Source organism: Bradyrhizobium sp. 192, from assembly GCF_023100965.1.
Lineage (GTDB): Bacteria > Pseudomonadota > Alphaproteobacteria > Rhizobiales > Xanthobacteraceae > Bradyrhizobium > Bradyrhizobium symbiodeficiens.
Map to the genome: position 1 here is coordinate 956,157 of NZ_CP064690.1, position 16,720 is coordinate 972,876.

At 65.1% G+C, this 16,720-nt stretch carries 16 protein-coding genes; 2 read left to right on the plus strand and 14 right to left on the minus strand.

Going from position 1 to position 16,720, the window contains the following annotated elements; genetic code table 11:
* Window positions 1-257: 257 nt before the first annotated feature.
* The gene (locus IVB24_RS04410) at window positions 258-1,451 is read left to right on the plus strand and encodes an ABC transporter substrate-binding protein (protein WP_247772162.1); all 1,194 of its coding nucleotides are present in this window, start codon (window positions 258-260) and stop codon (window positions 1,449-1,451) included.
* A 156-nt stretch (window positions 1,452-1,607) separates the two neighbouring features.
* On the opposite strand, the gene IVB24_RS04415 is transcribed toward IVB24_RS04410, so the two are convergent.
* From IVB24_RS04415 to IVB24_RS04430, 4 genes are read right to left on the minus strand one after another with little or no spacing between them, the layout of a single operon-like run.
* Window positions 1,608-1,994 (minus strand): MAPEG family protein, encoded by a 387-nt coding sequence (locus IVB24_RS04415; protein ID WP_247772163.1) that lies wholly within the window; start codon window positions 1,992-1,994, stop codon window positions 1,608-1,610.
* Window positions 1,995-2,023: 29 nt separating this feature from the next.
* The gene (locus IVB24_RS04420; protein WP_247772164.1) at window positions 2,024-3,106 is read right to left on the minus strand and encodes a lipocalin-like domain-containing protein; all 1,083 of its coding nucleotides are present in this window, start codon (window positions 3,104-3,106) and stop codon (window positions 2,024-2,026) included.
* On the minus strand, window positions 3,096-5,558 hold the full coding sequence (locus IVB24_RS04425) for an ABC transporter permease (RefSeq protein ID WP_247772165.1): 2,463 nt from the start codon (window positions 5,556-5,558) through the stop codon (window positions 3,096-3,098). The genes IVB24_RS04420 and IVB24_RS04425 overlap by 11 nt, the downstream gene beginning before the upstream one ends.
* The gene (locus IVB24_RS04430; RefSeq protein WP_094976280.1) at window positions 5,555-6,208 is read right to left on the minus strand and encodes an ABC transporter ATP-binding protein; all 654 of its coding nucleotides are present in this window, start codon (window positions 6,206-6,208) and stop codon (window positions 5,555-5,557) included. The genes IVB24_RS04425 and IVB24_RS04430 overlap by 4 nt, the downstream gene beginning before the upstream one ends.
* Window positions 6,209-6,363: 155 nt before the next feature.
* Here IVB24_RS04430 and IVB24_RS04435 point away from each other — a divergent pair, with 155 nt between their 5' ends.
* On the plus strand, window positions 6,364-7,698 hold the full coding sequence (locus IVB24_RS04435) for an MFS transporter (protein ID WP_140481583.1): 1,335 nt from the start codon (window positions 6,364-6,366) through the stop codon (window positions 7,696-7,698).
* A gap of 58 nt (window positions 7,699-7,756) precedes the next feature.
* On the opposite strand, the gene IVB24_RS04440 is transcribed toward IVB24_RS04435, so the two are convergent.
* From IVB24_RS04440 to soxY, 10 genes are all read right to left on the minus strand, one after another.
* On the minus strand, window positions 7,757-9,472 hold the full coding sequence (locus IVB24_RS04440) for an amidohydrolase family protein (RefSeq protein WP_247772166.1): 1,716 nt from the start codon (window positions 9,470-9,472) through the stop codon (window positions 7,757-7,759).
* A gap of 80 nt (window positions 9,473-9,552) precedes the next feature.
* A complete protein-coding gene (locus IVB24_RS04445) occupies window positions 9,553-10,770 on the minus strand; it encodes an MFS transporter (RefSeq protein ID WP_247772167.1) in 1,218 nt (405 codons plus the stop codon).
* 118 nt (window positions 10,771-10,888) lie between these two features.
* On the minus strand, window positions 10,889-11,071 hold the full coding sequence (locus IVB24_RS04450) for a hypothetical protein (protein WP_094977020.1): 183 nt from the start codon (window positions 11,069-11,071) through the stop codon (window positions 10,889-10,891).
* Window positions 11,072-11,150: 79 nt separating this feature from the next.
* Window positions 11,151-12,188 carry an MBL fold metallo-hydrolase gene (locus tag IVB24_RS04455; protein WP_140483657.1) on the minus strand — a complete coding sequence of 346 codons (1,038 nt, stop codon included), beginning with the start codon at window positions 12,186-12,188 and terminating at the stop codon, window positions 11,151-11,153.
* 271 nt (window positions 12,189-12,459) lie between these two features.
* Window positions 12,460-12,918, minus strand: coding sequence for a hypothetical protein (locus IVB24_RS04460; RefSeq protein WP_247772168.1), 459 nt, complete (start codon window positions 12,916-12,918; stop codon window positions 12,460-12,462).
* The gene (gene soxB, locus IVB24_RS04465) at window positions 12,915-14,666 is read right to left on the minus strand and encodes a thiosulfohydrolase SoxB (RefSeq protein WP_247772169.1); all 1,752 of its coding nucleotides are present in this window, start codon (window positions 14,664-14,666) and stop codon (window positions 12,915-12,917) included. Before soxB ends, IVB24_RS04460 begins: the two co-directional genes overlap by 4 nt.
* A gap of 56 nt (window positions 14,667-14,722) precedes the next feature.
* On the minus strand, window positions 14,723-15,028 hold the full coding sequence (locus IVB24_RS04470) for a hypothetical protein (RefSeq protein WP_247772170.1): 306 nt from the start codon (window positions 15,026-15,028) through the stop codon (window positions 14,723-14,725).
* The gene (soxA, locus tag IVB24_RS04475) at window positions 15,025-15,888 is read right to left on the minus strand and encodes a sulfur oxidation c-type cytochrome SoxA (RefSeq protein WP_166476493.1); all 864 of its coding nucleotides are present in this window, start codon (window positions 15,886-15,888) and stop codon (window positions 15,025-15,027) included. The genes IVB24_RS04470 and soxA overlap by 4 nt, the downstream gene beginning before the upstream one ends.
* A complete protein-coding gene (soxZ, locus tag IVB24_RS04480; RefSeq protein WP_247772171.1) occupies window positions 15,888-16,199 on the minus strand; it encodes a thiosulfate oxidation carrier complex protein SoxZ in 312 nt (103 codons plus the stop codon). The genes soxA and soxZ overlap by 1 nt, the downstream gene beginning before the upstream one ends.
* A 13-nt stretch (window positions 16,200-16,212) precedes the next feature.
* Window positions 16,213-16,698, minus strand: coding sequence for a thiosulfate oxidation carrier protein SoxY (gene soxY, locus IVB24_RS04485; RefSeq protein ID WP_094976289.1), 486 nt, complete (start codon window positions 16,696-16,698; stop codon window positions 16,213-16,215).
* Window positions 16,699-16,720 lie beyond the last annotated feature (22 nt).

Genomic DNA, 16,720 nt, shown 5'->3' on the forward strand with positions numbered 1-16,720 from the left:
CCTCGCTGTCATCCCCGCGAACGCGGGGATCCATAGCCCCAGGGAGAAGTTTGGCGCGAAGCTGGCAACTCCGAGTCGTCGCCAAACCTCTCCCTGTGGTTATGGGTCCCGGGCTCGCGCTGCGCGCGCCCCGGGACGACACTATTTCTTGGTGGCGGCCTCCATACTAACGGCGAACGTGAAATGGATGGGCAGGCGCGGGGTTCTTCACTAAGATCCGCGCGATTTCAAAACAGAAAACTGCTGGGAGCTAACAGATGAGATCAGCACTTTTGGCCGCCGTCGCAACCTCCGCCCTGGTGCTGGCGGCGCCGGCGTCTGCGGAAGGCGTCAAGATCGGCATTCTCAACGACCAGTCCGGCGTCTATGCCGATTACGGTGGCAAATGGTCGGTCGAGGCGGCCAGGATGGCGATCGAGGATTTCGGCGGCGAGGTGCTGGGGCAGAAGATCGAGCTCGTCACCGCCGACCATCAGAACAAGCCTGACCTCGCGACCTCGATCGCGCGGCGCTGGTACGACGTCGAGAACGTCGACATGATCACGGAGCTGACGACCTCCTCGGTCGCGCTCGCGATACACGAGCTCTCCAAGGAAAAGAAGAAGATCGACATCGTCGTCGGCGCCGCGACCTCCCGCCTCACGGGCGATGCCTGTCAGCCATATGGGTTCCACTGGGCCTACGACACCCGCGCGCTCGGCGTCGGCACCGGCGGTGCGCTGACCAAGGCCGGCGGCGACACCTGGTTCTTCCTCACCGCCGACTACGCCTTCGGCTACGCACTGGAGAAGGACACCAGCGAGATCGTCACCGCCAATGGCGGCAAGGTGGTCGGCTCGGTGCGCGTGCCGCTCAACTCCTCGGACTTCTCCTCCTTCCTGCTGCAGGCGCAGAGCTCGAAGGCCAAGATCGTCGGCCTCGCCAATGCCGGCCTCGACACCACCAACTCGATCAAGCAGGCCTCCGAGTTCGGCATCGTCTCCGGCGGCCAGAAGCTCGCCGGTTTGCTCATGACCGTGGCCGAAGTTCACGGCCTCGGTCTGCAGGCGGCACAGGGCCTGGTGCTGACGGAAGGCTATTATTGGGATGTCAACGACAAGAGCCGCCATCTTGGTGAACGCTTCTTCAAGCGCACCGGTCGGATGCCGAACATGATTCAGGCCGGCACTTATTCGGCGACGTTGAGCTATCTGAAGGCAGTCAAGGCCGCCGGCACCAAGGATCCCGACGCTGTCGCCAAGAAGCTGAAGGAGCTGCCGGTCGACGACGACTTCGCGCAAGGCGGCAAGGTTCTCGAGAACGGCCGCATGGTCCACGACATGTATCTTTTCGAGGTGAAGAAGCCCTCGGAATCGAAGAAGCCCTGGGACTATTACAAGCTGCTCGCCACCGTTCCCGGCGACAAGGCCTTCTTCACCGCCAAGGACAGTGGCTGCCCGCTGACGAAGTGACGCTCTGGTGTCCCGGACGCGCTGCAGCGTGAAGCGCTGCTGCGCAGAGCCGGAACCCATGCGCCTCTACGTTCGATGCCACATGGGTCCCGGTTCGGCGGCGCAGCGTTGCACGCTGCACCGCGCCCGGGAGACGAGAATGCGTGCTGCGGCGTCTCACACCAGCCGCAACACCACCGCCCCCAGCGCCCCCGCCCATAATGCGATGGCGGCGATGCCCTGGATCGCAAAGCCCGGACCGCGCTTGGCGGCCGCCTTCGAATAGCCGATGAAATAGACGATGCGGCCGATGATCCAGACCGCGCCGATCGCTGCTGCGATGCCGTCGCCGATATAGACCGCGAACAGCCAGAGCGCCGGCAGAAAGATCGGCATCCATTCCAGCGTGTTCATCTGGATGCGGAAGGCGCGTTCGAAATCCGGATGGCCCGACATTGCCGGCACCTTGACACCGGTCTTGCTGCGCGAGCGCGACACGTTGATGCAGGTGAAGAAATAAAACGCGATCGCCAGCAGCGTGACGAGAGCGGTGAAATGATACATCGCGGAATTCCTTTGAAGAGGTCGCGGCTTCAATAGCCGGTCAGCTCGAGATAGCCAACGCCGTCATGCGTCCCGGCGAAGCTGATCGGCCCCTCCCAGTAGGAGAAGCCGGTCCCCATCCAGGCTTTTGGATTGAGTGGCCTGCAGAGGATCGAGAACGATCGCGACGGGATCGCGATTTGCCATTCCACCGGCAGCTTGCGCCCGGCGACCTCCGCTGTCGCCTTCGGGATCATTTGAATGTCGCCGCCCGCGATCATCTGCGTCTCGCCAGCAGCGCTGATCCAGTTGCCGAACGGATAATCCCGGCCGTCCTTCTGCCGCAGCCGGTACAGCATCAGCTTGTCGCCGGACGCGAGATGCAGCGACATCCAGTCCCAGCCGGTCTGATCGGTATCGAGCGGCTGGCTGCTCCATTCGCGGTCCATCCAGGCCTGGCCCGAGACATCGACCGGCTTGTCGTCGATGGTGAGCGTGCCGCGGGCGCGGTAGAACGGCTGGCTGTAATAATAGGACGCCTGGCCGCGCTCCGACTTGCGGCTGTAGCCGCGGTCGCCCTGCAGCACGACCGGACGATCGGCCTCCAGCGTCAACGCGTAGCTGAAATCGGTGCTGGACGCCTTCAGCGCCAGCGGCGCCAATGTGCGATCGTCGGTGCGGTCAAAACCCTTCAGCTCCCAATCGTCGATCCAGGCATCGAACGGCTTGGCCGTGACGCCGGCCTGGCCCACGCCGCCGCGTGAAAAGACCTCGTTGAAGCGGTGGGTGTCGGCGCGCGTCACCGCGGCATGCGCCATCCACACCTGCTGATTGGCCCAGCCCTCTCCTTGCGGGCCCGGCTGCGCCGCCTGACGGAACAGCGTCCATTGCAGGCCGCAAGCCGCGCCGCTGGAATCGACGAGGTTTGCCGTGAGATACCACCACTCGATCCGAAATTCCGGATGCGGTCCGTGATCGTCAGGAAAGGCAAACAGCTTGTCCGGCGTCACCTTCGCAAAGCCGTCCGCGGTTTCGCCGAGGCCGGCATAGCCCTGCGCGCCAGCGCGATGAGCGAGCGCCAGTGCAGCGATGCCGCCGGCGAAGGCGCGGCGCGAGATCCGATCAGCGCTCATTGGCAAACACCTTGACGAGGCTGGCCGGCTGCATCCGCGCCAGCCTTATCACCGGCAACAGCGCCGCAAGCAGCGACGCGACCAACGCCACCGCGACCAGCTCGACCAGTTGCAGCGGGAATACATGGAACGGCAGCCGCCAGCCGAACGCCTTCACGTTCACGATCGCGATCAGGCACCACGCCACCAGCAGCCCGAGCGGCACCGCCAGCAGCGCCGTGAACAGCGCCACCGACAGCGTCTTGGTCAATTCGATCGCGGCAAGGTGCGGCCGCGTGATGCCGATCGCCCATAGCGGCGCAAGCTGCGGCAGGCGGGAATTCGCCAGCGTCAGCAGGCTCGTGAACAGCGCGATCCCGGCGACACCGAGCGTGAAGGCATTCAACGCGGACGTGACGGCAAAGGTGCGGTTGAAAATCCGGATCGATTCGGCCTTCACCGTCGTCTGGTCGGCGACACTGCGGTCGTCGAGCGCAAACTGTCTCTGCAAATCCGCGATCAGGCCGGGGATGTTCTCCTTGGCGACGATCAGCCCGATCCGCGTCTGCGGCGTCTGCGGAAACTGCCGGATCAACGCGGCGACGTTGACGGTCAACTGTCCCTTGGGGTTACCGTAATCGGCGTAGATGCCGACGATGTCGAGCTCCCAGCTCCCGCTGGGCGCCGGCACCTCGACGACGTCGCCGATGCGGACGTTGAGACGGCGGCTGAGCTGCTCGCTGATGAAGGCGGCCTTACCCGGCACAAGCCGGGTCCAGGCCTGCGGCGCGGCCTCCAGCAGCGGCCAGCGCTCGCGATAGAGCGCGTGGTCGGGCAGGCCGAGCAATTCCACCGGTTGGCCCTGAACCTGCGTCTCGGCGCGGCCACCCGACAGGATCGCCTGCACGTCGCTGCGCTCCTTCAGCCAGTTGCGGATCGCGACGCCTTGCGCGTTGTCGGAGGCGCTGATGTAGACGTCGGCTGCGAGCCGACCGTTGAGCCAGCCGAGGAAGGTGCGGCTGAACGTCTCCACCATGGTGGAGACCCCGACATTGACGGCGAGGGCGAGCAGCAGCGCCATCAGCGCCAGCGATAGTCCGGAGAGTTGCTGCCGGCTGTCCGCCCAGAACCAAAGCGCAAGCGGTCTTCGCGCAGCGCATTGCCCTGCGAGCAGGAGAAGTTCGAGGAAGGCCGGCAGGATCAGCGCCGCACCGAGCATCAAGGCCGCCAGCAAGCCAAAGCCTGCGATCAGCGATTCGCCATAGGCAAGCAGCAGCAGCCCGACCGCGAACACGACGCAGGCGGCAAGACTCTGCAGGACCAGCCAGCGGCGCTGCCGCTGTTGCCAGGCGCGTGGCTGCGCCGTCGCCAGCACCGGCATTCTGATCGCCTTGATCAGGCTGGTCGTCGCCGCAACGAGTGCGCCGGCAATGCTGATGCCGATGCCGGCAAGCCACCATTCGGGCCGCAAGCTGAGCTGACCCGGGATCTGCGCGTCATAGAGTCCGCGCAGCGATGCCGCGACATCGGGCAACAACACCGCCGCGATGAAATAGCCGCAGACGAGCCCGATCAGCCCGGCGATCAGGGCCAGCGCCACGAGCTCGACCACCAACACGCTGTTGACCAGCCGCGCCGAGGCACCGCAGGCGCGCAAGGTGCGCAGCATCGGCAGTCGCTGCTCGAAGGCGAGGCCGACCGCCGAATTGACGATGAACAGCCCGACGAAGAACGACAACAGGCCGAACGCCGTGAGGTTGAGATGAAAACTGTCGGTGAGGCGCTCCAGCTCGGTCTCCGCAGTCGGTTCGATGAGCTGCAACTGGTCGCCGACCACGCGGGCCAGCGGCGCGGGCTTGCTCTTTGGTCGGCCGATCAGAAGCCGCGAAACCTGATCCGGCTTGTTCAGCAGACGCTGCGCCACGCCGATATCGACCACCAGCACGCCCGGTGCGAGCTGCGGCAGCACGCGCAGCGGCGGCAGCTTTGCGCCGTTGCTGATCGGGAGCGACGCACCTTCGGTTTCCTGCAAATCGCTCAGCGTCTCCGGTGCCACCAATGTCTGGCCCGGCGCCGCCACGAAGCTGCTCAGGTCGGAGGCGCCGAGACGCGGTGCGTTGCCGATTTCGACCGGCAGCGTCACCGGCTCGATGCCGAGCAGCCGCACCGAGCGGCCGTTGACCTGGACGCGGCCCTCCAGCGTCGGCGACACCGGCCAGCCGGCGCGGCGGAGTTTCACGTACAACTCTTGCGGAAAGGTCGCCGCGTCAGGCGCGACCAGCATCGCGGTGCGTGCGCCACCAAAGGTCGCCGCGGCGCGGTCATAGGCGGTGCGGGCCTGCTGGTTGATGGCCTGCACACCGCTCCACAGTGCCGTCGCCGCGATCAGCCCGACCAGAAGCGTCGCGAACTGCATCTTGTGACGCCGCCAATGACTGAGCAGCACCGCGAGCACCCACAGCGCGCGTCTCATGCGATCCGCCCCGCATGCAAAGTGAGATGGCGGTCGAGCGTCGCTGCCAGATGCAGGCTATGCGTCACCATCAGGAAGCCGCAGCCGGTGCGCGCGACGAGGTCGCGCGTCAGCGCCAGCACATTCTCGGCGGTGGCCTCGTCGAGATTGCCGGTCGGCTCGTCCGCCAGCAGCAGCGATGGCTTTGTCGCCAGCGCCCGGCCGATCGCGACCCGCTGCTGCTGACCGCCGGACAATTGCTCGGGATAGCGCTTCAGGAGAGCGCCGAGCCCGAGCCGCTCGACCAGTTCCTTGGTCCAGGCCGCATCGTGACGCTCGGCGATCCGCGCCTGAAAGGCCAGATTGTCCGCGACCGACAGGCTCGGGATCAGGTTGAATTGCTGGAAAACCAGCCCGATCCGGTTGCGCCGCAAGCGGGCGCGCCCCGCATCGGACAGCGCGGTAACCTCGATGTCTTCGAGCCGGATCGTGCCTCCATCGGCGGCGTCCAGCCCCGCGATCAAATGCAGCAATGTGCTCTTGCCGCTGCCGGACTCGCCGGTCAGCGCGACGCGTTCGCCGGCCCTGAGGTCGAGATCGACGCCACGCAGCACATGCACCGGCTCGCCGGCCGAGGAGAAGGTCTTGGAGAGATTCTTGATGCTCAACACGATGAATGGCGCCGGGCGGAATTAGCGGAATTGCTGCGTAGCACACTTGCTGCGGAAATGCCGGGTTGCGTTGGTCTCGAAGCCGTTGTTAGCTCCCAAGACGGCCAAATCAAAAAAGTGCCAAAAGCCAAAAAAGACATCGATGGGGGAGAATCATGAGCGTTGAGCGAACGACGGAGGTGGCCGGCAAAACGATCGGCACCAAGGCAACGCCGAAGGGCGCCTGGACCGTCACGTTTCTCCTCTTTCTCTTCATGGTCGTGAACTTCGCCGACAAGATCGTCGTCGGTCTCGCCGGCGTGCCGATCATGACCGATCTGAAGCTCAGCCCGGAGCAGTTCGGCCTGCTCGGCTCCTCGTTCTTCTTCCTGTTCTCGATCGCCGCCATCGTGGTCGGCTTCATCGTCAACAAGGTGCCGACGCGCTGGGTGCTGCTGGCGCTCGCGGTAATCTGGGCGCTGGCGCAGTTTCCGATGGTCGGCACCGTCTCCTTCACCACCCTGTTGATCTGCCGCATCGTGCTGGGCGCCGGTGAAGGCCCGGCCTTCTCGGTCGCGGCACACGCGATCTACAAATGGTTCCCCGACGAGAAGCGCACGCTGCCCACCGCGCTCCTGTCGCAGGGCTCGGCCTTCGGCGTGATCCTGGCGGTGCCGGCGCTGAACTGGGTCATCGTCAATCATTCCTGGCACTATGCCTTTGGCGCCCTCGGTATCGTCGGTCTGATCTGGGTCTGTGCCTGGCTCGCGCTCGGCAAGGAAGGCCCGCTGGAGGACACGCAGGTCCTGGCCGCGACCGAGCAGAAGATCCCTTACTTGCAGCTCCTCACCTCGCGCACCTTCGTCGGCTGCGTCGCCGCGACCTTCGGTGCTTATTGGGCGCTGTCGCTCGGCCTGACCTGGTTCACGCCGTTCATCGTCAAGGGCCTCGGTTTCTCGCAGAGCCAGGCCGGCTTCATCTCGATCCTGCCCTGGGTGTTCGGTGCCACCATCGTCATTCTCACCGGCTGGATCTCGCAGGTGATGATGGCCCGCGGCTACAACACCCGCGTGGCGCGCGGCGTGCTCGGTTCGGTGCCGCTGGTGCTCGGCGGGCTGATCCTGGCGATGATGCCGCATGTCCAGGGCGCAGGCCTGCAGATCGCACTGCTCGTGGTCGGCTCGGGATTGTGCGGGGCGATCTACGTGGTCTGCCCGCCGATGCTCGGCGAGTTCACGCCGGCGTCGCAGCGCGGCGCCGTCCTCGCGATCTACGGCGCGCTCTACACGCTGGCCGGCGTCATCGCGCCGGCCGTGATGGGAGCAATGATCCAGCGTGCCGGCAGCATGATCGACGGCTACATGACCGGCTTCACCATCAATGCCGTGATCATGGTCGGCTCCGGCCTGCTCGGCCTGCTGCTGCTGTGGCCGAACACGGAAAAGGCCAGGCTGACCCGCGGTGCGGCTCCGCAAGGCGCAGCGCTGAAGGGCGCGGTGTCGCCGACGTAAGGGGGCTCTGGCTCTCTCTTACCCTCCCCCTTCAGGGGAGGGTAAGGCGATTGCCTCGCTAGTTAATCCCCTGCGCCCCACGAATCAGCTTCCCTGGCCGTCGTCCTGTCGCTTCACCGTGCCGACGCGTCACCACGCCCGAGACGATCGTGGCATCATAGCCGTCGACGTCCTGCAACAGCCGTCGCCCACCCACCGGCAGATCGTAATGCACCTTCGGCGGGTGCAGATGCAGCCGGTCATAATCGATCACATTGAGGTCGGCCTTGTAGCCCGGCGCAATCAGCCCGCGATCGGTGAGGCCGACCGACAGCGCGGTCTTGCGCGACTGCGCCGCGACCACGAACGGGATCGACAGCTTCTCGCCGCGCCTGCGGTCGCGCGTCCAGTGCGTCAGCAGATAGGTCGGGAAACTGGCGTCGCAGATGATGCCGCAATGTGCGCCGCCGTCGGACAGGCCAGGCACCGATTGCGGGTCGATCAGCATCTCGCGCGTCGCATCGAGATTGCCGTCGGCATAATTGAGGAAGGGCACATAGAGCATGCCGCGGCCCTCGTCCGACAGCATCGCTTCATAGGCGAGCTCTTCCGGCTGGCGTCCCTGCCGCCGTGCCTGCGGCCCCAGCGCGTTCTCCGGCGGCTGCTCGTAATCGGGGGGATCGCCGAGCAGGAACATCTTGTCGTAGTTGGGCCGGAAGAACAGCGGATCGTCGGTGGCGGTCGCTGTCTCGCTCAGGATCGCCTTGCGCACCTCCGGTTGATGCAGCCTCGCCAGCCGCTCCTGCAACGGCAGATGCGCGATTGCCTGGTAGCTCGGATGAGTCTGGAACGGGTTGCGCGACAGCTCTAACCCGAGCAGCAGTCCGACCGGGCGCGCCGCGATCTGCGCGGTGATGGAGAGGCCGCGTTTGGCGGCCGCGTTGATCTCGTCGAGCGTCTGGCGCCAGCGCTGCGGCGCCTTGTCGTTCTGCGTGATCGAGAACGAGATCGGGCATTTCGTGCTATCTGCGACCCGCAGCATCATCGGCAGGTCTTCGTGGATGGTGGAGAGATCGAGCACGAATTGCAGCACGCTGCGGCCCTGGCTGTGCATCGCGCCGGCGATCGCGGTGAGCTCGTCCTCGCCGGCCTTCAGCGTCGGCGTGAAATCGCCGGTCGAGGTGCGGTGGTTGAGCGTGCGCGAAGTCGAGAAGCCGAGCGCGCCGGAGCGGACCGCTTCGCCCGCCAGCTTCGCCATCGCGGCGTTGTCATCGGCAGTCGAGGGATCGCGGCGCGCGCCGCGCTCGCCCATGACATAGACCCGCAGCGCCGCATGCGGCAGCTGTGCGCCGACGTCGATGTCGAAATCGCGCTTCGAGAGCCAGTTCATGTAGTCCGGAAAGCTCTCCCAGGCCCAGGGAATGCCTGCGCTCAGGACAGGCTCGGGAATGTCCTCGACGCCTTCCATCAGCTGGATCAGCCTTGTGTGATCGGCCGGCTTGCAAGGCGCGAAGCCGACGCCGCAATTGCCCATGATCGCGGTGGTGACGCCGTTCTGCGAGGATGGCGTGATATCCTGACTCCAGGTGACCTGGCCGTCATAGTGGGTGTGCACGTCGACGAAGCCTGGCGTGACGAGCTTGCCGCGCGCGTCGATTTCCTCGCGGCCCTTGGCCGAGATCTTGCCGACCTCGGTGACCTTCCCGCCGCTGATGGCGACATCAGCCTCGAACAGCTCGCCGCCGCGACCGTCCGCAACGGTGCCGCCGCGGATCACGAGGTCAGGATTGCTCATGGTGCTTCTTCCCGGTTTGTTGTTTTGCTTGGGCGCATTTTCGGTTGCGCAGTCGCAGTGTCAACCGCGGGGAAGTGCGCTCAGGGTTGCGTTGCAGCCTTGGCCGGCTTCCGTTCCGTGAACGGCGACAGCAGCACGGTCGCGACCATGAAGATCACCGACGCGCCGAACACCCAGTGCGGCGCGCTCTGGTCCATGATCCAGCCGAACAGCAGCGGCGAGACGATGCCGCCGAGGTTGAAGCCGGTGGAGACGATGCCGAAGGCGCGTCCCGCGGCGCCTGCCGGCGCGGCATTGCGCACCAGCATGTCGCGCGAGGGTGCGATCACGCCGGAGAGGAAACCTGCAGCGGTCATGGTCGCGGTCAAGGCCCAGCCCGGCAGCGTCACCAGCGCGATCAGCAGCACGATCGCCGCGTTCGCGGCAAAACAGGCCGCGGCGACATAGCCATGGCGTTCGGTGTGATCGGCAAGGAAACCGCCGGCCAGCACGCCGGCGGCGCTGGCGCCGAGGAACGCGGTCAGCGCGACGTTGGCGATCGAATAGGAGGTGCCGTAGCCGCTCATCAGCGCCACCACGCCGAAATTGTTGATGCCGGCCACCGACAGGCTGAGCAGCATGAACAGAGCGGTCAGCGTGATCAGCGCCGGGGTGATGACGGCCTGCTTCGGCGCGTTCTCGTGGCCCGGCTTCTTCTTGTGGGCGCCGGCCTCGGGGATGCCGATGGCCACCAGCAGCAGCGCCACCAGAATGGCGATGGCGCCGGATGCGATCAGCGCGCCGACCCCGCCCGACACGATGACGAGCGCGGCGACGATCGCCGGCGTCACGGCGCCGCCGAGATAGCCGGCAAAGGTGTGAATCGAGAAGGCGCGGCCCATCCGCGCCTCGTCCATGTGCTCGGCCAGGATGGCGTAATCGGCGGGGTGATAGACGCTGTTGGCGAGCCCGAGCAGCACGGCGCAGGCGATCAGCGAAGCGTAGCTCACATGCAGGCCGAGCAGGATCAGCGCGCAGCCGCCGAGCATCAGCCCGATCAGCAGGATTTTGCGCGCACCGAAATGGTCGACGAGATAGCCGGTCGGCGCCTGCGTCAGGCCGGAAACGACGGCAAGCGTGGTCAGCGAGAAGCCGAGCTCGACATAGCCGACGCCGAGCTTGTCCTTGAGGAACGGGAACAGCATCGGCAGGACCAGCAGATGGAAATGGCTGACCCAATGCGCGATCGAGATTCCGGTCAGCGTGCGGAGCGCGCTGTCCGCCTTGCCTTGCTGCGGTGCGGCAAGAATGTCGACCATTGCAGTTTCGGTTTCACTCCCTGGAAGGCGCGCAAACTATCGGGGAGAGCGGTTATTTGTCCATGAACGCAGGCGCATGGCAGCTAGCGCGGGTGGGGGCGACCCCGGCGTGCGCCCCTCACAACGGCTCGTCATCCGGGCCATAGCGGTCGCGCTTGGGCGTTGCGATGTCGCCGTCCTCGTAGTCGTCGTCATCGAGAGGCGGCGGAGGTGTCTTCACCTTGCCTTCCGCCGGCTTCTTCTCGGCGATCTTGTTCTCGGCGACCTTGGGCGGCTCGCTTGGTTTGCAGATCCTGGTCATGCCTTGTCCCGGATGGTGATGCTGCATCCGATCCTACCCGGAACATATGTGCAGTTTCTGACCTATCGCAAGCAGGCCGTCAGTGCACCAGCGGCCCGCCTGCCTTCTTCCAGGCGTCCACGCCGCCGGCGATGTGGGCGGTGTTGGACAGGCCGGCCGCCTTGGCGGCAGCCACCGCCATCGCCGAGCGCTCGCCGAACGCGCAGAAGAACACGATGCGGCGGCCGGTGGCGGCGGCGACCTCGCGCAGCATGCCGCCCGGTTTGAGGCTTTCCTCGACGGACGGATAGGGCGTATGCAGCGCGCCTTCGAGCATGCCGTGCTTCATCCGCTCGTTGGCTTCGCGCAGATCGACCAGCAGCATGTCGGGCCGGCCGAGGACGCGGATCGCCTCGACCGCGCTGAGCGCGCGACCTTCCTTCTCCAGCTCTTCCTGATGCAGGCCGACATGCATGTTGGCGGGCACCGCCACGTCCATCATCTTCGGGTTGGGCAATTTCAGGTTTGCCATCAGCTCGATATATTCGTCGACCGAGCGCACCTGGAGCCGCGGATTGTAGCGCTTCTCCTCGCCGATGGTGGAGACGGTGTCGCCCTTGTAGTCATGCGCCGGGAACACCATCGTCTCCTCCGGCAGCTTGAGCAGCCGGTTGAAGATCGAATCGTACTGCGCGCGCGAAGAACCGTTCTGGAAATCGGTGCGGCCGGTGCCGCGGATCAGCAGCGTGTCGCCGGTGAAGACGCGATCGCCCATCAGATAGGAATAGGAATCGTCGGTGTGGCCGGGCGTGTACATCACGTCGAGCGACAGGCCCTCGATCGTCACCTTGTCGCCGTCGGCGACCCGCATCGCCACCACGTCGGCCTTGGTCTGGTCGCCCATCACGGTCATGCAATGGGTGCGGTCGCGCAGCTCACCGAGGCCGGTGACGTGGTCGGCATGCAGATGGGTGTCGACCGCCTTGACCAGCTTGAGGTCGAGCTCGCGCAGCAATTGGCAGTAGCGATCGACCTTCTCCAGCACGGGATCGAGGATCAGCGCCTCGCCGCCGGGGCGGCTGGCAAGCACGTAGCTGTAGGTACCCGAAACGCTGTCGAAGAGTTGGCGGAAGATCATGGCAGCACCCGGCATGGAACTGATTTCGAGGATTCTACTACGCCCGGGGCCAGAAAGAGAAGCAATTCACTGTGTGGACCATGAAGTTTGGAAGATTTTGTTTGGCGTGAAGCGCGCCCCACCCGCCCGTCATCGCCCGCGAAAGCGGGCGATCCAGCATTCCAGAGGCCGTAGTGGGATACGGAAAAGCCGCGGCGTACTGGATTCCGCGCTTTCGCGGGAAATGACACCGGGTCTGTCGCGGCGGTGTGCCAAAAGCTCAGGAACAACCCTACGGCCGCACCACCGTATACCCGTTCTCCGCCAGGAACAGGATCTGCCCGACGCCCACCTGCACCGGTGTCGCGGCGGGGATGAAATCCGGCCGCTTGCCAGTCTCGCGTTCGATCGTATCGACCGTGTTGAGGCAGATGTCGAACCGCACGCCCTGCGCGATCAGGCTTTCGACCTGCTTGCGGCGCTCGCTGCCGGACAACAGGAGATCGATGCCGGGCCCGAACGTCACCACTTCGATCGCGATCTTGTCGGGAGCGTAGGCCTTCAGAAGATTGTTGGCGACGCTCAGCAGCAGCGCTTGCTTCTTCGCATCGCCGTCGGAGAGCTGCAGCACGATTCTGTGCTCCGCGAACGGCTTGTCCTGAAGCGGCACCTGCTGCGCCGAGGTCGGCGAAATCGCGGTTCGGACCAGCAGCGCCAGCATCAGCGCAAATGAGATCTGCGCTCGCCTCATCCCTGTCCCGCAATGCCCGGATTGTCCTCGACGCCCCTCAGCGTCACGCCGGAGCCGAGCCGCTCCTGAAACATCCGGCCCGAGCGCAGATATTTGCCGACGACATCCCACACCGGCGCGCCCTGCTGGCCGTTGACCGAAGCCCAGCCTGCGACCTTGTAGCGGTGGTGGGCGCTGAGCGCCTTGCCGTTATTGAGCTTCAACTCCGAGATGCGGCCGCCGATAGCGCCCGTCGGCGTGCAGGTATAGCTGAGCCCGCCGGTGCGCACCATGTCGCCGCCCTGCTGGTAATAGGGGTCGGCATTGAAGAGGTTGTCGCAGACGTCTTCCAGCACGTCCTTGATCTGGGCGCCCGTCATCTCCTGCACGTAGGTCTCAGGATAGGTGATCGCGGTCTCCGCCAGCAGATCCTCCATGGTCAGCGGCTGGCCTGACAGCGCGGTAATGCCCCAGCGGAACCCCGGCGACAGCGCGATCTCGGCATCGAGCTCGGTGCGCAGCGCGGTGCAGATCAGCTCGTCGACCGGCCCGGAGAAATTGCCGCGGCGATAGAGCAGGCGGTCGGGTGTTGCGATCTTCTCCGACCAGTCGGTCACGTGCGGCGCGCGCAGCCGGCCGATCAGCTCGGCCATGGCGGGATCGGGCTTCAGCAGCTCGGAATAGACCGGCAGCAGGCGATAACGAACGTCGCCGACCTTGCCCTTGTCGATCGCAAGGTCGAGCACGGCGAGGAATTTTCCGTTGGAGCCGGCATTGGTGACGAGCGTGGTGCCGGCGGCGTTCTTCACTGGCATCGGCTGCGGCACGGCGTCATGGGTATGGCCGCCGAGAATGACGTCGATGCCGGTGACGCGACTTGCGAGCTTGAGGTCGACGTCCATGCCGTTGTGCGACAGCAGAACGACCGCATCGACCTTGTCGGCGCTGCGCAAGGCATCGACATGCTTCTGCAATTCCTCCTCGCGGATGCCGAAGGTCCAGTCCGGCGTAAACCGCTTGGGATGCGCGATCGGCACGTAGGGGAAAGCCTGGCCGACGATTGCGATCCGATGACCGCCGATCTCCTTGACGACGGAGGGCTTGAACACGCGCCCGGTCGCCTTGTCGAAGGCGGGGGCGTCGTTGAACGCGGCTTCCTCGGTCAGGAACACGTTCTGTGCCAGGAACTCGCCCTTGAAGCGCTCCAGATTGTCGCGCAGCACCTGCTCGCCATAGGTGAACTCCCAATGCCCGGTCATCGCTTCGATGCCGAGCAGATTGGCGACCTCGACCATGTCGCGACCCTGCATGACGTTGGCAAGCCCGGTGCCCTGCCAGAGATCGCCGCCGTCGAGCAGCAGCGAACGCTTCTCGCCGACCTCGTCGCGCAAGCGATCGACCAGCGTCTTCAGATGGGCAAAGCCGCCGAGCTTGCCGAAGCGGCCCGCGGACTTGTCGAACTCGAGACAGGTGAAGGCATAGGCATCGGCGCTGTCGGGGCGGATGCCGAACCGGTCGAGGAAGGCGCGGCCGACCAGATGCGGCGGTCGCCCCGCCATCTCACCGATGCCGATATTGACACTTGGTTCGCGGAAATAAGCCGGATTCAGCTGCGCATGCGTGTCGGTGATGTGCAGGATCCGCGCATTGCCGAACCTTTCGAGGTCGTAAATGCTCGCCGTCTCGGTGCCCCGCGCAAGCCGCGGCAGACCGAGCGATGCAGCGGCAAGGCCCGCGCTCTTCAGGAAATCACGGCGGCGGATCGCCATCCAAAAAATTCTCCGCGCCCTCAACGATCGCAAGACGGTTCCACTTAAGGCCCAGTCTAGCGGATTTCCATCGCTTTCCAGGCTTCTTTTTCGGTCGTCGCCTGGAAGATCGACGCTTTTGCCAGCGCCTCGGCTTCCCTGGCTGCGGCTGTGGCGCGGTCGAAATCGCCGCCATCCGCCGCTTTCCTGGCCGCGGCCAGCGTCGCGACGGTTACGGTCCACTGATTGCGCAAGCCGGCAGCCTCCTTCGATGCGGCTTCGGCGGTGGCGTAGGCCGCCTTGTAATCGGCTTCATTTGCCGCGCGCGCCGCTGGCGCGAGGCTCAAGGCCAGCAGCATGGCGAGGGGAAGTGACCGCTTCATGGCCGCGCTCCCGGGCCTGAGATCGGCAGGCCGTTGGCGACGTAGGACAGGAAATATTCGACGTCGCGGTATTCGTCCGACTGCGGCTCCAGCGGAACCGCGCGGGTCTGGCTGTTGCAGGTGACGAAGCGGCGGCTGATGGTGCCCATGCCGCTCCATTCGGAGCGGTAGATTGGCATCGCGTTGAGAATGCCGAGCGCCGGCGCCAGGACCTCGGCACGGATGCGCTCGCCCGGGCTCTGCACATGGCAGCTCGCGCATGAGAAGTTCATCTGGCCGCGCCGCGTGTAGAAATAGCGCTTGCCGTTCTCGAACGCCGCGAGCGCGCGCGGGTCGTCGGGAATCCTGATGTCCATCGGCTTGCCGCGCGAGGTGAAGGCCATGTAGGCGGTGAGCGAGGCCATCTCGTCCTTGACGTAGGAATAGGGTTGTTCGCCATTGGCCTCGCGGCAGCGGTTGAGCGCGAGCTCCAGCGTGACGACCTTGCCCTCCTTCCCGTCGAAATAGGGATAGTTCTGGCGGATGCCGACGCCGCCATTGGGGAAGCAATCGGCATAGGTCTTGCCGTTCTTGAACGGGGTCGCGAACATCTCCTTGCCGGCGTCGAGCGCGAATTCGTAAGGCGGGAATTCTTCCTTCTCCTGCCATTGCCGCTTCATGTCCGCATTCATGGAATAGGGACCGTTGACGAAGTCCTCGTGCTTCACGTCAGGAAATTTCTGGAAGAAGAAGCTTTGGAACGCCTTGGCGTCGGCAACGGGATCGACCTTGTCCGCCGCGACGACGCGCGGCGAGGTGAGGGCGAACGCTGCGAGAGCGGCGCCGAGCGAGCCAAGCAGCAGGGCGGATCGGGTCTTCATCACGCGATCTTCGCGGTGGTCGTATCCGACGCACCCTTGTTGTCGGTCCAGGAGATCTTGAGCTCGTCGCCCTTCTTCGCCCCCTTGAAGCTGAACTTGACGTAGGGGTCCTTGGAGACCGCGGTACCCCAATCGGCGACGAAGACGTCCTTGCCGTTACATTCGAATGTCAGCTGCTGGATGTAGTGTGCCGGGATCACCTCACCCTTGGGATCTTTGACCAGGCCGGTATCCATGGGGTGCTGGATCAGCGCCTGCACCTCGGTGATGTCGCCATTGGATGTTGCGCGCACGCGAATGCTTGATGCCATCGGACCGATCCTCCTAGCCGCCGCAGCCGCCGACGGTGACCTTCACTTCCTTGGTCGCGCTGTAGAGCTTGCCGTCAGCCTCGACGATGGCGACCAGTTTGGTGGTCTTGGCCATTTTCAGCCGGTTGGCGACGCCCGGAATGGTGCCCTCTGCGATCTTGTAGGATGCGGCAAGCGCGAACGGGTTCTCGGTCACGAAGAACGAGATCGAGCTCACCTTGTCGAGAGTCGTCGTCACCGACACCGGGACCACGCCGCCATTCTCGGCGATCTCGGGCGCATCCAGCTTGACCTTGTCGGAGGGCTCGGCGTTCCTGCCATAGAGCGCCTTGATCGCGTCGGCCTCGTTCTTCTGCTTGAAGGCCTCTTCCGGATATTTGTCATTGGCCGCGGCACGCGCGGGCGCGAATGGCAGATTGCCAAGGCCGAGCAGGGCGACGGAGGCCGCGCCCTGAAGGATCAGGCGCCTTGTCGCAAGCGGGCCGCTGGTCGTGGTCATCTCAAATCTCCTGGGCAGCCGG

Coding starts and splice junctions, on each gene's coding strand:
- IVB24_RS04435 (WP_140481583.1), top strand. CDS start 6,364: ATGAGCGTTGAGCGAACGACGGAGGTGGCCGGCAAAACGATCGGCACC.
- IVB24_RS04450 (WP_094977020.1), bottom strand. CDS start 11,071: ATGACCAGGATCTGCAAACCAAGCGAGCCGCCCAAGGTCGCCGAGAAC.
- IVB24_RS04445 (WP_247772167.1), bottom strand. CDS start 10,770: ATGGTCGACATTCTTGCCGCACCGCAGCAAGGCAAGGCGGACAGCGCG.
- IVB24_RS04420 (WP_247772164.1), bottom strand. CDS start 3,106: ATGAGCGCTGATCGGATCTCGCGCCGCGCCTTCGCCGGCGGCATCGCT.
- IVB24_RS04455 (WP_140483657.1), bottom strand. CDS start 12,188: ATGATCTTCCGCCAACTCTTCGACAGCGTTTCGGGTACCTACAGCTAC.
- IVB24_RS04415 (WP_247772163.1), bottom strand. CDS start 1,994: ATGTATCATTTCACCGCTCTCGTCACGCTGCTGGCGATCGCGTTTTAT.
- soxY (WP_094976289.1), bottom strand. CDS start 16,698: ATGACCACGACCAGCGGCCCGCTTGCGACAAGGCGCCTGATCCTTCAG.
- soxA (WP_166476493.1), bottom strand. CDS start 15,888: ATGAAGACCCGATCCGCCCTGCTGCTTGGCTCGCTCGGCGCCGCTCTC.
- IVB24_RS04470 (WP_247772170.1), bottom strand. CDS start 15,028: ATGAAGCGGTCACTTCCCCTCGCCATGCTGCTGGCCTTGAGCCTCGCG.
- soxB (WP_247772169.1), bottom strand. CDS start 14,666: ATGGCGATCCGCCGCCGTGATTTCCTGAAGAGCGCGGGCCTTGCCGCT.
- IVB24_RS04460 (WP_247772168.1), bottom strand. CDS start 12,918: ATGAGGCGAGCGCAGATCTCATTTGCGCTGATGCTGGCGCTGCTGGTC.
- IVB24_RS04425 (WP_247772165.1), bottom strand. CDS start 5,558: ATGAGACGCGCGCTGTGGGTGCTCGCGGTGCTGCTCAGTCATTGGCGG.
- IVB24_RS04440 (WP_247772166.1), bottom strand. CDS start 9,472: ATGAGCAATCCTGACCTCGTGATCCGCGGCGGCACCGTTGCGGACGGT.
- soxZ (WP_247772171.1), bottom strand. CDS start 16,199: ATGGCATCAAGCATTCGCGTGCGCGCAACATCCAATGGCGACATCACC.
- IVB24_RS04410 (WP_247772162.1), top strand. CDS start 258: ATGAGATCAGCACTTTTGGCCGCCGTCGCAACCTCCGCCCTGGTGCTG.